Annotated in this window: 9 protein-coding genes; 7 read left to right on the top strand and 2 right to left on the bottom strand. The window is 74.7% G+C overall.

What is annotated here, in order from left to right; all coding sequences use genetic code 11:
- Positions 1-72 precede the first annotated feature (72 nt).
- Together AC07F3_RS20195 and AC07F3_RS20200 are read right to left on the bottom strand one after the other, a co-directional pair.
- On the bottom strand, positions 73-696 hold the full coding sequence (locus AC07F3_RS20195) for a hypothetical protein (protein ID WP_479115835.1): 624 nt from the start codon (positions 694-696) through the stop codon (positions 73-75).
- Positions 697-1005: 309 nt separating this feature from the next.
- On the bottom strand, positions 1006-2139 hold the full coding sequence (locus AC07F3_RS20200) for a glutamate--cysteine ligase (RefSeq protein ID WP_479115836.1): 1134 nt from the start codon (positions 2137-2139) through the stop codon (positions 1006-1008).
- Between the two features lie 383 nt (positions 2140-2522).
- Here AC07F3_RS20200 and AC07F3_RS20205 point away from each other — a divergent pair, with 383 nt between their 5' ends.
- From AC07F3_RS20205 to AC07F3_RS20235, 7 genes are all read left to right on the top strand, one after another.
- Positions 2523-2954, top strand: a complete 432-nt coding sequence (locus AC07F3_RS20205; RefSeq protein ID WP_479115837.1) for a DUF6299 family protein — start codon at positions 2523-2525, stop codon at positions 2952-2954.
- A 310-nt stretch (positions 2955-3264) separates the two neighbouring features.
- Positions 3265-4578, top strand: a complete 1314-nt coding sequence (locus AC07F3_RS20210; RefSeq protein WP_479115838.1) for an MFS transporter — start codon at positions 3265-3267, stop codon at positions 4576-4578.
- 87 nt (positions 4579-4665) lie between these two features.
- Complete coding sequence (locus tag AC07F3_RS20215) at positions 4666-5958, top strand: condensation domain-containing protein (protein ID WP_479115839.1); 1293 nt, start codon at positions 4666-4668, stop codon at positions 5956-5958.
- A 160-nt stretch (positions 5959-6118) separates the two neighbouring features.
- Positions 6119-9325: a non-ribosomal peptide synthetase gene (locus AC07F3_RS20220; protein WP_479115840.1), complete on the top strand. Its 3207-nt coding sequence runs from the start codon at positions 6119-6121 to the stop codon at positions 9323-9325.
- A complete protein-coding gene (locus tag AC07F3_RS20225; RefSeq protein WP_479115841.1) occupies positions 9325-11208 on the top strand; it encodes a non-ribosomal peptide synthetase in 1884 nt (627 codons plus the stop codon). The genes AC07F3_RS20220 and AC07F3_RS20225 overlap by 1 nt, the downstream gene beginning before the upstream one ends.
- 1 nt (position 11209) lies before the next feature.
- A complete protein-coding gene (locus AC07F3_RS20230) occupies positions 11210-13048 on the top strand; it encodes an amino acid adenylation domain-containing protein (protein WP_479115842.1) in 1839 nt (612 codons plus the stop codon).
- Complete coding sequence (locus AC07F3_RS20235; protein WP_479115843.1) at positions 13038-15890, top strand: condensation domain-containing protein; 2853 nt, start codon at positions 13038-13040, stop codon at positions 15888-15890. The genes AC07F3_RS20230 and AC07F3_RS20235 overlap by 11 nt, the downstream gene beginning before the upstream one ends.
- Positions 15891-16007 lie beyond the last annotated feature (117 nt).

Here is a 16007-nt window from a genome sequence, read left to right on the forward strand (position 1 = left end):
GCACGGGGCTGCCATGTCATCTGTCCGGTAGGTGGCTCCGAGCGTGCCGGCCGAGCCGGCACCACGCGCGGATCAGTTCGTGGCCGCGGGGGTGACGGCGCCGTCCTCCTTCTTGACGTCGGAGCCCGCGGACTCCGCGGCCGCGGAGGTGGCGGTGCTGTCGGGCGCCGTGTAGAACACGGACCGGTTCTGCCGGGTGCGCTGCGCCTGCCCCTTGGCGACGAGGTTCTCGAGGGTGTTGCGCACCACGGTGCCCGCGATGTTGCGCTGGGGGTGTGCGTCGGTGAGACCCGCCGTGATCTCGGCCGCCGAGCGCGGCTCGCCGCTCTGCGCGAGGTGGGCCGCGACGAGCTCCCGGAGCGTGGGAGCACTGCCGGAAGTCTTGGCCTTGGCGGCCGGCTGAGCCTGCTTCTTGGCCGCGCGACCTGCGGACTTGGATGCCTTACGCGCCTGCGGGACGCGCGGGGACGACGTACCTGCGGCCTTCTTCGGGGCCTTGTCGGGCGCGGGCGCGGCGGGGCTGCCGATCGCCTCCCGCATGGAGGCCAGCAGGGCGTGGTTGTTCTCCAGGACACTCAACTGTTCCTGAAGGGCGCTGATCTGGGCAGCGATCTGTTCGCGTTCGGCGACATTGCTGTCCAGGTCGCTCTGGATCTGGGCGGCGTACTGGGACTGGAGCGTGGTGCTTTCCGGCACGAGTTGTTCCTCCGGGGCGTGTGCGTACGTGATTGTTGCCGGATGTTACGCGCCTCAGCTGTGTTGGGGCACCCACTTGACAGTAGATGAGACCGCTCGGAGTGAGAGAGTTCTCCGCTGAACCGCCCCGCCGAGTACATCGAGTGATGTCCAACCCCGAGCATGGGAGCCGCTTCCGTGTACGTGTGAGCCCCTGACCGGCTCGATCGTCGCCCCCTGTGGGCGGCACCCATGGGGGAGATGTGCCGTGTGTGTGGTGACGGTGCACCGCATGCCACGGGCCCGGCCGGTGTCTCCCTCCCCGCGACGTCACTCCGGTGCCGTGTACCGGAGTTCACGCTCGCCCAGGGTGCGGCGCACACATGCCGCGACCACCCGGCCCAGGCTTCCGGTACGGGTGAGCAGCTCGCGCTGGACGCGGGCCCCGTTGCCGCGGGCGAGCAGTTCCGCGGCGCCCTTGCGGGCCCACGCGAGGTCCCCGGTGTCCTCGAGCGCCTCCCGTGTGTGCTCGAAGAGCGCCCGTACGACGACCGGCGCCGGGGCCGGCCGCATGGTCAACGGGTGCAGCAGGACGTCGTCGAGCCCCGAGCGCGCGGCCCGCCACGCGGCGAGCCGCAGCAGACTCACCCCGTGGGCCAGCGGTGGCCGCCCCGCCCGCCAGTCCCGGGCGGCGGTCTCCACCAGGGCGCGCGCCAGCCCCGCCATGAGCAGCGTGGTGGTGGCCTCCAGACACACGTCGGCGACCCGGATCTCCACGGTGGGATAGCGGTGGGAGAGCCGGGCATCGAAATAGATCATGCCCCGGTCGTGCACCACACCACTGGTGACCATGTCGGCGACCTGGGCGTGGTAGCGCTCGGCCGAGCCGAAGACGCCCGTCGGCCCGGACATGGGCCACCGCCCCCACACCCTGCTGCGGTAGCTGTTGTACAGGGTGTCGTGACCCTGCCAGTACGGCGAGTTGGCGCTGAGCGCGGTCAGGACGGGCAGCCACGGCTGGATCCGGTCCACGACGGCGACGCCCTCGTCGTCCGATGCGACCGACACATGCACATGGCAACCGCAGGTGAGCTGTTCCTGGGTCGTGAGACCGAACTGCTCCTCCATCCACTGGTAGCGGTGGCCCGCGTTGACGGCGGGCCGGGCGGGCAGCGGAGAGGTGGCGAGGGCGACCACCGCCGCCCCCGCCTCCGCCGCGTGCCGGGCCGCCTCGTGGCGCCAGCGCACGATCTCGCTGCCGAGCTCGTCCATGTCGGTCTGCGGGCGGGTGCCGAACTCCAGCTGCTGACCCTGCAGTTCACGGGCGAAGGTGCCCTTCAGCGGGCCGCCTCCGTCCGCGGCGCACTTGGCCAGCCGGGCCAGCACCTCCGAGGACAGGGCACACGGCTGCCCCGTGCCCGGGTCAACCAGGAGCAGTTCCTCTTCCACGCCTACGGTGCGCAAAATGACGCTCCCATCCTGTCCGGGCGCCCTGGGGGCGGCACGGTAAACGGCCGGGGGCACCAGCATGCCCGGCCGGTGCCGCCCCCGACTCCTGGTGAGGGGGCCGTCTTTCGGTCACACCCGGAAGGGGCGGACACCGCCTGCCCCAGGGGGCGCGGTGGGGCCCCGTCCGTCACTCGGCCCCCAAGGAGCGGGCGTCCTGACACGCCGCCTGCCGGGGGGAATCCCCGACCGGAGGGTGCCGTGGCGGTATTCCTTGGGGCGCGGGGGCGGCCGTGGTGTCCGCCGCCCACGTGCCAGCACGCGGAGCACCACCACCTGTGGCGCCACCACATGAACGCCGCACCATGATGCGGACGTACCGATGTAGGGGAGAACTGCCGATGCGCGTAAGTCTTGTCGCCGCCGGGGCCGTCGCGGCCGCCGGAGTGCTTCTGGGAGGGGCCGCCGGCCCGGCCGCCGCCTCCTCGGGCACCGTGTCCGCCAACCCGACCGGGACGATCGCCAAGGACGGCACCGTCACCCTGTCCGGCACCTACCGCTGCACCACCTCGGCGCCCGGCCCCGTCTTCGTGGCGAGCACGGTGGGGACCGACTCCGTGCGGCACGGCATCGGCGGCACGCTCGCGCGGTGCGACGGCGCCGAACACACCTGGGTCAACCACGCCAAGCCCGCGCACGGAACGCCGGTGGCGCCGGGGTCGACCGAGATCGAGGCGACCCTGATGCAGCTGGACACCCGCAGCGGCCTGCCGCTGCCCGCCATCCTGGCCACCGACCGGCACAGCGCGAACCTGCTCCCCGCCACGGGCTGACGGCCCCTTCCGCCCCGTCCCGGCACCCCCGACGTCCGAGCGCGCTTCTGGTTGCCTCCGCAAGTGTGCGTGCGGTGAGTTTCGGACATACCTGCATTCATGGGGTCCGGGGGTGCGCCGTGCCCTTGAAATGTTCCCCCGGCGCGGGGAGAAGTCCTGTGTACCTGACCCTCAACATCTTTAATTCATCCGGCCGTTGCCCTGATCTGGCCGATGATTTTCTTGATCCAGTGCCAGGATGGCACTGGAAACGACCGAAAGTGTCTCGTTTGTTTTGACTCCTGATCGGCACGAGGTGAAGGTCTCGTGCATGTCCCCTTCGCCCCGGGCCGCTCCCAGTGGCCTGCTCCGCATGCGCGACTTCCGATTACTGCTCGCCGGAGCCGCGGCCGGGCAGGTCGGCGCCCAAGTCACCTTGGTCGCCCTGCCCTTGGTGGCCGTCCTCGAACTCAAGGCGCCCGCCTTCCAGGTGGGACTGCTCACCGCCGCCGAGACCGCCGCGTTCCTGCTCATCGGACTGCCCGCGGGGGCCTGGGTCGACCGGATGCGCAAGCTGTCGCTGATGATCCGCGCCGACGCGGTCCGCTCCCTGGCCATGGCGAGCGTGCCGCTCGGCGCCGCGGCGGGCGTGCTGACCATGACCCAGCTGTACGTCGTCGCCCTGGTCACCGGCGTGGCCACCGTCTTCTTCGACGTGGCCCACCAGAGCTATCTGCCCCAACTCCTGCCCCGGGAGCAGCTCGTCTCCGGCAACGGGGCGCTGGAGACGGTGCGTTCCTCGGCACAGGTGGCCGGACCCGGCCTCGGCGGCGGACTCGTCCAGCTCGTCGGGGCCCATCTGGCGATCGTGGCCGACGCGATCGGCTACGCGCTGTCCGCCGTGTTCCTGCTGGCCATCCGCCGCCCCGAGAGCAAACCCGAGCCGGTCCCCGGCGCATCCCTGCGCAAGGAGGTCGCGGAGGGCCTGCGCTTCGTCCTGGGCCACCCGCTGCTCCGCGTCATCGCGGGCACCACCGGCCTCGGCAACTTCTTCACCGCGATGCTGATGGCCACCCAGACCATCTTCCTGGTCCGCGTCCTCGACCTGCCCCCGGCCGCCGTCGGTGTGATGCTGTCGGCCTCGGCCGTCGGCGGACTCGCCGGCGCGCTCTGCGCGGGCCGGCTGGCCGGGCGCTTCGGCCAGGCCCGCGTCATCTGGCTCTCCGCCCTGGCCACCGGGCCGTTCGCGCTGCTGTGGCCGCTGTCCGGAAAGGGAGCGGCCGCCGCGCTGTTCGCCGTCGCCTCCGGCGTGGTCTTCTTCGGCGCCGTGGTCTACAACGTCGCCCAGGTCAGCTTCCGTCAAACCCTGTGTCCGCCCCGCCTGCTGGGGCGCATGAACGCCACCCTGCGCTTCCTGATGTGGGGCACCCTGCCGCTCGGCGCGCTCGTCGGCGGGGCCGTCGCGGACGCCTTCGGAGCGCGCTCGGCCCTGTGGGCCTGCGCGATCGGCTTCCTGATCGTGCCGCTGCCCCTGCTGCTCTCCCCGCTGCGCCGGATGCGCGACCTCCCCGACGCCGCGGACCCCGAGGACGACGCCCACCGGCCCGCGACGCCCGGCCACGACGAAAACGTGCCCGTCGCCTGACGCCGAGCGACCGCTCACCACCCCTCCCGAGGGCAACCGCACGCACGCCATGCCCGACCCAGAGTTCCCGACCCGAGAGAGGATCACGTGCTCCCCAGCATCACGGGCCAGTATCTGGCCCGCTACCAGCGCCTCGGCGCAGGTGACCCGGCCGCCGGACTGCTGCCCGTCACCGGGGCCCAGCGGCGCTTCCTGCTCGTGCGCTCCCTGGACCCCGCCGGCCGGGCCGACATCGTCCCGATGTTCTTCGCCTTCCCGCGCGGCACCGTCGACCCCGCGCGGTTGCGCGCCGCCGCGGGCCACCTCGCCGCCCGCCACCCCGTGCTGCGCTCCCGGCCCCGCGTCGTGCGCGGCACGCCCGTGCTGCAGACCGGCGCGCCGGACGTGCCGCTGGACCCGGTCGCCCTCGCGCCCGGCGAGAACGCCGAGGACGCGCTGCGCCGGACGCTGGCCGACTGGGCCGCCGACGGCCCGCCGCTGCGCCTGTTCCTCGCCCAGGACACCCCGGACACCGATGAGGAACTGCTCGCGGTCGTCCTGGACCACACCGCCTGCGACGGCCAGTCACTCGCCCGCATCGTCGAGGAGCTCGGCGACGCCTACCGCGACCGCCTCGGACCGGACGACCTGGCGCCCGACGCCGTGGCCGCCGAACTCGCCGCCTACCGGGACGCCGTCCTGCGCCAGCTCGACGCCGAGGACCGCGCCGCGGCGCCCCGCGCGCTGACGTACTGGGGAGAACGGCTGCGTACGGTCCGCGAGCAGGCCCCCCTGCCCGGATCACGGCCCGTGTCCGCCGAACTGCCCACCGGAGCGGCCGAGTCGAGGATCGTGTCGCCCGCCGGTGGCGTCCCCTTCCCGGCGCTGCTCGACGCGTGCCGCGCCGCCGCCGCGGCCCTGTTCGGGACGGGGCCGGTGGCGCCCATCGGCTACCCGTGGGGCGGCCGCCCCGCCGGCGTGGCACCCGTGCTCGGCTGCTTCCTGAACACCGTGGTCTTCCCGGCCGACACCCGGGGCACCGTTGCACCCGAGGGCACCGCCACCGACTGGTGGGACGACCTGGACCGCGCCGACACCCCCTTCGACGAAGTCGTCCGCGCCGCCCGGGCGGGCGGATCCGCCTGGTCCGGCAGGCTCGACGGGCTGCTCACCGTGGACGACGCCCGACACCGCACCCCGCTGCGGCTCGGCGGGACGGCCGGCCGCGAGGTGCACATCGGCGGCCGACAGGTGCGCGCCCCGTTCGCCGTCTCCGCCACCCAGGGGCCCGAACTCCATCTGCGCATGGTGTGGGACCGCTCCGTGCTCGACGACGCCGCGGCCGAAGACGCCTTCGCGGCGCTGCGCGGAGCACTGCCCGCCGAGGCCCCGGCCCACTGAGTCCGCCCCCGGGCCTCCCACCCGGACACCGGCGCACGACCCCCCTCCCCCCGAACTCCCAGCATCCGGCCGTGCCGCGCGATCCGCGGACCGGCCGGCCCGCCGCCGCGGGCCCACGACCGCGCGGCACCTTCCGACCCGACAACCCAAGGGATCGCCCATGCTCCCCCTCTCCTCCTCGCAGGAGATCGTCTGGCTGCACGAAGAAGTGCAGCCCGGCAGCCGCGCCTACAACTTCACCGCCGCGCTCGACCTGTGGGGCACCCTCGACGTCGAGGCGCTGCGCGGCGGACTGGCCGCCACGCTCGCCCGCCACCCGGGGCTGCGGCTCGAACTCGTGCCGGTGGCGGGCGCGATGCCGGGCCAGCGCGTGGCCGACGTCTGCCTGCCGAGGCTGCGCACCGTGGACATCACCTGGGAGGCCGACCCCGAGGCCGCCTTCCAGGACCTTCTGCGCTCCGAGGCGGAGACACCGCTGGACACCACCGAGGCGCCCCTGCTGCGCTGGACCCTCGTCAAACTCGCCGACGACCAGCACCGGCTCATCCACGTGGAACACCACCTGATCCACGACGGCCACTCGTTCGCGATCCTCCTGAACGACGTCTTCAGCGTCTACCGCGCCCATGTGCTCGGCGAGGACATCGAGTTGGGCACGCCCAGCTCCTACGCCGACCACGTGCGCGCCCGGGCCGACGACGTACGGGCCAAGGAGCTGGCCGCGAGCCTGGAGTACTGGTCCGACACCCTGCGCGACGCCTCCTACGACATGCCGCTGCCGGGCCTCACCCGGCCCGGCGCCCGGCGGCGCCACCACGGCGGCCAGCTGCGCCAGTCCATCGGGGCCGACCTCGCCGAGCGACTGCGCGCCCACACCCGCGAGCGCGGACTCACCCCGTTCGCCACCCTGCTCGGCCTGTTCGCGGAACTGTTGCGGCGCCACAGCGGACGCAGCCAGATGGTGGTCGGAACCGCCGTGGGCAACCGGCCGCGCGGCTTCGAGGACGCCGTCGGCATGTTCGTCAACACCATCCCGCTGCGGCTGAACCTGGACTCGGGCGTACCGGCCGAGGACGCCATGGACGAGGTGACCGACACCCTCATCCGCGCCCTCCCGCACCAGGAGGTGCCGGTCCAGGAACTCACCCGGGCGCTCGGCCTGCACACCTCGGGCGCCGACAACCCGCTGTTCAGCGTCATGTTCAGCGCCCACGACGCGGCGCTGCCCGAGATCGAGGTGCCCGGCCTCGACGTCACCCTGTTCGAAGGGTTCAACACCGGCACCACCCGCTTCGACCTCGATGTGGTGCTGCTCCCCGACGACCGGCGCGGTGTGAGCCCGCGCCACGGCGTCGCCGGGATGACCCTGGTCTGGGACTACGACGCCGACCTGTTCGGCGAGGACGTGGCCAAGCTGCTCGCGGAGCGCTTCCTCGACCTGCTGCGGGCCTACCTCGACGCGCCCGCCACCCCTCTCGCCGACCTCGCGCCGCCCGCCGTTGCCGGAAAAGCGGCGCCCGCGGCGATGGTCGTGCCCGGCCGCGACCCGCTCGACCCGGCCGTGGCCCACGACCCGTCCCTGCCCGCCCTCCTGATCGGCGCCCGGCGCCTCACGTACGGGGACCTCGACGCGCGGGTCACCTCCCTCGCGGAGCGGATGCGGGCGGCGGGAGTGACGGCCGGACAGCCGGTCGCCGCGGTGCTGCCCCGGGGTGCCGACTCCGTGGTCACGCTGCTCGCCTGCCTGCGGACCGGGGCCGTCTACTGCCCGCTGTCACCGTCCGACCCGCCCGCCCGCCTCGAGCTGCTGCTCGACCGGCTCGGCCCGGCGCTCGTCCTCACCGCCGAGGACAGCGCGGTACGCGTTCCGGACGGGCTGCCGAGCGCCGCGGTCGGCGCCGAGGCGCTGCCGCCCGCCCGCGCGGCCGAGGCCGTGCCGGGCGCGGCGTACATCATCCACACCTCCGGCTCGACCGGCATCCCCAAGCCCGTGGCCGTCGGCCGGGACGCCCTGGTCAACCATCTGACCGGCGCGGCCGAGCGGTTCGCCCTCGCGGCGGGGGACCGGGTGTTGCTGTTCGCCCAGCCGTCCTTCGACGTAGCCCTCGAAGAGGTGCTGCCCTCCCTGTACGCGGGGGCCTGCCTGGTCGTCCCCGAGCAGGACGTACCGACCGGCGCCGAGCTCGGCGAACTGCTCGCCGCCGCCCGGGTCACCGTGGCCAACCTGCCCACCAGCTACTTCCTCGCCACCCGCGAGGACCTGCTGCCAGTCCTCGGGGAGGGCCGCTGGGTGCCGCGCCTGCTCATACTCGGCGGCGAACGCATACCGGCCGACGTGATGCGCGCCTTCTTCGCCGACACGCAGAGCGGCGACACCACCCCGTTCGCCGTCCTCAACGTGTACGGCGTCACCGAAGCCGCGATCAGCTCCACCGTCCACGAGATCACCCCGGAGAGCCTGGTCGACGGGGCCGAGATCCCGCTCGGTGTCGAGCTGCCCGGCGAGCGCGTCCATGTCCTGGACGAGGGGCTGCGGCCGCTGCCCGCCGGAGCCGTCGGCGAACTGGCCATCTCCGGCGCCGGACTGGCCGAAGGCTACGTCGGGAACCCGGACGCCACGGCGGCCCGCTTCGTCACCGTGGACGCGCTCGGCGGCGAACGCGTCTACCTCACCGGCGACCTCGGCTACCGCGGCCGGGACGGACTGCTGCGCTTCCTGGGCCGCCGCGACAACCAGATCAAACTGCGCGGCTACCGCATCGAACTCGAAGAGGTCGAGGCCGCGGCCTCCGCCGCGCTCGGCGGCCGGTCCTGCGCCGTCGTCCTCGACCGGGAAACCCCCCAAGGCCCCCGTCTGGTCGCCTTCCGCGAGCGCGCCGGCGAGAACGACGAGAACGACGAGTGGGACGAGCAGGCCCTGCACGCCGAGTTGAGCAGGCGCCTGCCCGGCGCCCTCGTGCCCGGCCGCTGGGTGCTCTTGGACAGCATGCCGACCCTCGCCGGCGGCAAGCCCAACCGGGCCGCCCTCGCCCGCCTGGCCGCCGAGCCGGCTCCCGCCGCCCCCGTCGAGGAAGCGGCCCCGGCGACGGACCCCGCCCGCTCGGACGACCCGGCCGTGGTGCTGCTCGCCGAGGGCTGGCGCGAGGTGCTCGGGCACGACCGCTTCGAGGAGAGCTCGCACTTCTTCCACGTCGGAGGCCACTCCCTGCTCGCCGCCCAGCTGGCGGCCTGGCTGGAGCCGCGCCTGGGCGAGCGCCCCTCGCTGCGCCTGCTCTTCCAGCACCCGGTCCTCGCCGACCAGGCCCGCGCCCTCGCCCCGACCGCCGCCTCCGCGGCCACCGCCACCACCACGCCGAAGGAGTCGTGATGACCGAGCAGTTGATGGACCGCCAGACCACTGGCACCCCGAGCGTGCTGCACGGCGCGCCCCTCCCCGGGTCCGCCGACTCCGGTGTGCTGGCGCGCTACGAGGAGTGGGTCCGCCGCTCGCCCCAGGCCCCCGCGGTGCTCGACGGGGAGTCCAGCTGGACGTACGCACAGCTCGACGAGGCGGCCGTCGCCGTCGCCGCGACGCTGGCCGGGCGCGTGGGGCCCGGTGACCTCGTCGGAGTCTGCCTGGACCGCTCCGCCGCCCTCGTCGCCACGGCGGTCGCGCTGGCCCGGCTCGGCGCGGTCTACCTCCCGCTCGGCCCGCGCCCCGGTGAGCGCCGCATCGCGGCGGTCACCGAGGACATCGGCGTCGTCTGCCTCATAGGGGACCCCGACGTTCTGATGAGCCGTCATGAGCCCGTCGACGAGGTCGAGTTGCCCCTGCCTGTCGAGGGGGCCAATGCCGCCGCCTCCGTCGTGGCGTCCTTCGGGCCCGTCGCACCCCACACGCGGACGGCGCCGCCCGAGGCCCTGTACGCCGTACTGACCTCCGGCTCAACCGGGCGGCCCAAGGCCGTCGCGGTCGCCGAGGACTCGCTGGCGGTGCTCCTGGACTGGTACCGCGCGGAGACCGGACTCGCCCCCGGTGACCGCCAGTCCCTGCTGATCGGCGTCGCCTTCGACCCGCACCTCCTCGAACTGTGGGCGGGCCTCACCTCGGGCGCCGCCCTCATACCCGCCCCCGACGAGGTCCGTTGGGACCCGGCCGCGCTCACCGACTGGTGGCGCGAGGCCGAGGTCACCGTCGCCGTGTCGGCCACCCCCATGATCGAGCCGCTCCTCGACCGCCCCTGGCCGCAGGATCTGAAGCTGCGCCACCTCATGGTGGGCGGCGACCGGATGCGCCGCCGCCCCGGGCCCGACGTGACCGCCACCGTCCACAACGCCTACGGCCCCGCCGAAGCCACCGTCGTCACCACCACCCACACCATGCGCCCGGACGACCCCGACGCGCACTCCGCCACCGCGCCCCCCATCGGCCTGCCCATCGCGGGCGCGACCGTGGCCGTCACCGACGCCGACGGCACGGTCCTGGCGCGCGGCACGGACGGCGAACTGCGCATCGGCGGAACCTGCCTGGCGCTCGGATACCTCGACCCGGAGCTGACCGCGCGGCGCTTCACCGCCCCGCCGGCCGAACTGCCGGGCGTGGACCGCATGTACCGCACCGGGGACCGCGTACGGATGCTGGAGGACGGACGGCTCGTGTTCCTCGGCCGCCTCGACGACCAGATCAAGATCAGCGGAGTCCGCATCGAACCCGCCGAGGTCGAGGCCGCGTTCGAGCACGACCCCGCCGTTCTCAGCGCCGTGGTCACCGCCCCCCGCGACGCCGAGGGCCGCGCGCGGCTCGTGGCGTACGTCCTGCCGGCCGCCGGCGCCACCCCCGCGGCCGACGAACTCCTGGCCGCCGTCCGGGCCTGGCTGCCCGAGCAGGCGGTGCCCTCGACGCTGCGCGTCGTGGACTCCTTCCCCCTGGACGCCAACGGCAAGGTGGACCGGCAGGCCCTCCTGAAGCACGCCGAGGAGGCGCCGGGACGCACCGCCGAGGCCGCCGCACCGCCGGAGGACGCGAGCGCCGACGAGCTGCTCGTGCTCGCCGCGGTCCGCGACCTGCTCGACCGCCCCGAAACCACCCTGGAGGACAACTTCACCGACGCCGGAGGCACCTCCCTGCTCGCGGCGAGGCTCCTGGAAGTCCTGGAGCGCGAGACCCAAGTGCGCCTGCGCGCACCTGAGTTGCTGCGCCAGCCCGATCTGCGGGCCATCGCCGCCGTGCTCGACAAGCGGCGCGCCGCGGCCCGCACACCGGGGGCCTGACATGGCCGACCCCCAGCTCCTGCCCGACGACCGGAAGGAACCGACCGTGACCGTGGCCCGGACCGGCCTGCCCGCCCTGGTGGCGCGGCACGCCGCACACACCCCGCACGCCCTCGCGGTGGCGGACGGCGACACCACCCTGACCTACGCCCAACTCGCCTCCTGCGCCCGGCGGTTGGCCTCCTACCTCCATGAGCAGGGGGTACGCCCCGGCGACTTCGTGGCCCTCCTGATGCCGCGCTCGGCGAGGACCGTGGTCGCGCAGCTCGCGCTGTGGTGGGCGGGCGCGGCCTGCGTCCCCCTCGACCCGGCCCACCCCCGGCCCCGTACCGAGGCGATGCTCGAAGACTCGGGTGCCACGCTGACCGTCGGCGACAGCAAGCTGCTCGAGGCGGCCGGAACCACCGGCGCCACCCTGGCCCTGCCGGGCGACGAGCAGCTGACCGGCCGGGAGATGTCCGGCGAGGGGCCCGGCCCCGACGACACGGCCTTCGTCATGTTCACCTCCGGCTCCACCGGCCGCCCCAAGGGCGTCGCCGTCCCCCACGGCGCCATCGCCGAGCTCGTCACCGACCCGGCCTACGTCACGGTCACCGCACGCGACCGTGTGCTGCTGCACTCCCCGGCGACGTTCGACGGCTCCACCTTCGAGGTGTGGTCGGCGCTCGCCAACGGCGCCGCCGTCGTGGTGTGCACCACCGAGCGGCCCTCCTTCGAGGACCTGGCCAAGGAGGTGGAGCGGCACGGCGTCACCGTCGCCTTCTTCACCACGGCTCTCTTCCACCAGCTCGCCGCCCGCCGCTCCCGCGTCTTCTCGCTGCTGCGCACGGTGGTCGTGGGCGGCGAGGCGATGGCCGCCCAGCCCGCGCGCGCGGTGCTGCGCGCGTTCCCGTGGGTCGAGCTCGTCAACGGCTACGGCCCGACCGAGACCACGACCTTCGCCACCACCCACCGCGTCACCGACCGCGACTGCGACGGACCGGTGCCGATCGGCCGCCCGGTGGCCGGTGCCACCGCCCACGTCCTCGACGAGGCGGGCCGGCCCGTCGCCTCCGGCACACGCGGCGAACTGTGGATCGGCGGAAGCCGCCTGGCCCACGGGTACACCCGCCGGCCCGACCTGACCGCCGAACGCTTCGTCGACCACCCCGACCTCGGCCGCCTCTACCGCACCGGTGACCTCGTCTCGGCCCGCCCCGACGGCGTCCTGGACTTCCACGGCCGCACCGACGACCAGGTCAAGGTGCGCGGCTTCCGCATCGAGCCGGGGGAGATCGAACACGCGCTGCGCGAGCAGCCGGAGGTGGACGACGCGGCCGTCACGGTCCGGCGCCCCACCCCCGACGACGCCCGTCTCGCCGCCTTCGTCGTCGCGGGCCCGGGCCCGGTGCCCCGCCCCGAGGCGCTCCTGGCCCGCCTCACCGCCTTCCTGCCCGCGCACCTGGTGCCGGACGAGCTGAGCGTCGTCGACCGGCTCCCGCTCACTGGCTCCGGCAAGGTCGACCGCCGCGCGCTCGCCGACCTCGCCACGGCAGCCGGGACCGGCGCCGACGCGCAGCCGCTGACCCCGCTCCAGCAGGCCGTCGCCGAGGTGTGGAGCCGCTCGCTCGGCTGCGAGGTGACCCGGCCCGACGCCGACTTCCTCGCCCTGGGCGGCCACTCCCTGCTGGCCCTCGTCGTCGCCGAAGAGCTGCGCGAGGACCTCGGCGTCGAGCTCTCGCTGGCCGACTTCTTCGCCGCCCCCACGGTGGCCGGGCACGCCGCGCTCGTCGAACGCGCCCTGCTCGCCGCCCACACCGACCTGCACCCCGACGCGTCGGAGGACACCGATGGCCACTGACACCTCCGCCGCCCTCCAGGAAGAGCTGCTGCGCAGGGCCCGCGCCCGCACCGCCGGCCGCTCCGCCGCCCCGGCGCCCGCGAACGCGTCCGGGCCCGCCCCGCTCACCCGCGCCCAGCGCCGCATGTGGCTGATGGAACGGCTCGGGCAGAACGGCGCCCAGTACAACGTGCCGTTCGCGACCCGGCTGCGCGGACCGCTCGACGTGACCGCCCTGGGCGGCGCGCTCACCGAACTGGTACGCCGCCACGAGATCCTGCGCACCCGCTACGGCACGCACGGCGACGAGCCGTACCAGGAGCCGCTGCCCGCCCCCGAGCAGGTCACCGTCGAGGTGGTCGACGCGCCGGGCGACGGCGCCGACCTCCTCACCGAACAGGCCCGCCGCCCCTTCGACCTGGCGCAGAGCACGATCCCGCGCGCCCTCGTCCTGCGGCACGCGTCCGACGACCACACGGTGATGCTGACGTTCCATCACATAGCCATCGACGGCGGCTCGTTGGAGACCGTGGCCCAGGAGCTCCGCGCCCTGTACTCCGCCGCGGCCGACGGCCGCCCCGCCGACCTGGCCGAGCCGCCCCAGTACGCGGACTTCGCACGCCGCGAGCACACCGGCGCCGCCCGCCTCGACGACGGACTCGACCACTGGGCCCGCCGTCTCGCGGGCGCCACCCCGCCACGGCTGCCCCGCCCCGCCACCGCACCCGACGACCTGGCCGCACATCCCGCCCGGACCCGCACCACCGAGCTCGGCGCCCAGGTGCTGCCCGCGCTGCGCGAGCTGGGGCGAGAGCGCCGGGCCACGGTGTTCACGGTGGGCCTCGCCGCGGCCTTCGCCGCACTGCACCGCCTGACCGAAGAACTCGACCTCGTCATCGGCTGCGCCGCCACCCACCGCGAGGGCCCGGCGATGCGCGATCTCGTGGGGCTGTGCGTCAACACCCTTCCGGTCCGCGTGGACCTGTCCGGCGATCCCGCTTTCGCCACGCTCGTCGAGCGCGTACGCGACGCGCTGCTCGAAGCGCAGCAGCACCGCGAGGTGCCCTTCGACCTGATCCTGGAGCGGCTCGGTGCCGCGGCCCGGGGCGACGACGGAACCGCCCTGGTGCGGGTCACCTCCGACGTGGTCGGCGAACAGACGGCCCTGCGGCTTCCCGGGCTTGAGGCGCACCCCGTCGAAGTCGGCCTAGGCGAAGCCAAGTTCGACCTGACCTTCGGTCTCCTGGACACGGACAGCCCCGCGAGCCTGGTCCAGTACGGGCGGGCCGCCCTCGACGAGGAGACGGGCCGGGAGCTGGGCGCCTCCTTCGCGGCCCTGCTGAGCGCCGTGGCGGCCGATCCCGCGCTCCCGCTCTCCCGGCTGCCCGGCCGGCTCGCCCGGCCGCAGGCCGCGGCCGCCCACCCGGCCGAGGTGCGGCTCCGGGCCCACCCGGAGGTCGCCGACGCCCATGTGCCGGACCCGGCGGGCGGCCCGCTGCTGGCCTACGCCGTCCTCAGCCGCACCGGAGGCCCCTCGCCCGCCCAGCTCCGCGCCCACCTGCGCGGCGTACTCGGGCGCGAACTGGTCCCGGCCACCGTCATGTTGCTCGACTCCCTGCCGCGCACCGCCGACGGCACGGTGGAGGCGGGCCGCCTGCCCACCGCCCCGCGCCCCGCGGCGCCGAGGAGCCGCCACCTGGACGCGGTCACCGACGCCTTCGCGGGCCTGCTCGACCAGCGTCCGGGCCCGGACGACGACTTCTTCGCGCTCGGCGGGCACTCACTGACCGCCGTCCAGCTGGCCGAACGCCTGCGGTCCGCACTCAAGCTGCCGCTCATCGGCCTCGACATCATGCAGACCCGTACGCCCCGCGCCGTCGCGGCGCTCCTCGACGCGCGTGCGGCGGAGCGGGCGCAGGCCGTCGCGGCGGCCTCCGCGACGGCCACGCGCCCGCGCCGGGCGCGTGAGGGAACCGTCCTCGTGACCGGCGGCACGGGCGGGGTCGGCGCGTTCGTGCTGCGCGAACTGGCCGCGCGGGGACGGCCGGTGCTCGCGCTGGCCCGCCCGGAGTCCGCGCACCTGGTCGGCGGCGACGGCATCGAGGTCGTCGAGGGCGACCTTGGTGATCTCGACAGCCTGCGCGCGGCGGTCCGGGGCGCCGACGCGGTGATCCACGCCGCCTGCACCTTCACCCGCCCCGACGTCGACGTCGCCGCGATGGAGGCCATGGTCGACGCCTGGCGCGGCGGACCGTTCGTGTTCGTGAGCAGTGTGGACGCCTACGGGCAGCCGACCGCCGCCCAGGTCGCGGAGGAATCGGCGTCGCGGGCGCCGCTGAGCGCCTACGGACAGGCCAAACTCGACTGCGAGCGGCTTCTGTTGAGCGCCGCGGGCACCGAGGGGCGTGGCGGCGCGAGCGCCGTGCGCTCGCCCATCGTGTGGGGCGCCCACGACCGGCTGCGCGACCAACTGCGCTGGGGAGCCACCGGGTTGCTGTACCAGGCCGCCCAGGCAGGCCGCCCCATCAGCCTGCCCGCGTCCGGCACGGACGGGCACGACTGGTACGGGGCGCCCTGGGTGCACGCCGCCGCCCTGGCCCGGGCCGTGGTCTCCTGCCTCGACGCGCCGGTCCACGGCGTCGCGAACGCGGTGAGCGGACACGTCGCCTGGTCCGACCTGACGGCCGCCCTGGTGACCCTGCTCGGCAGCGACAGCGTCGTCACCTTCGACGACGCGGTGCACCCGGACCTCGCCCACCGGTGGCACTACCGCGCGGACCGGCTCGCGGGGGCGCTGCGGGCCCAGCCGGGGGAGGACCTGCACACCGTGCTCGCCTCGATGATCATACCCGCGGAGGCCTGAACGCTCAGGACCTCCTGACCGCGGTGGGGGGGGGGGGGGGGGGGGGGGGGGGGGGGGGGGGGGGGGGGGGGGGGGGGGGGGGGGGGGGGGGGGGGGGGGGGGGGGGGGGGGGGGGGG

It is taken from the genome of Streptomyces sp. NPDC045846 (assembly GCF_056431605.1).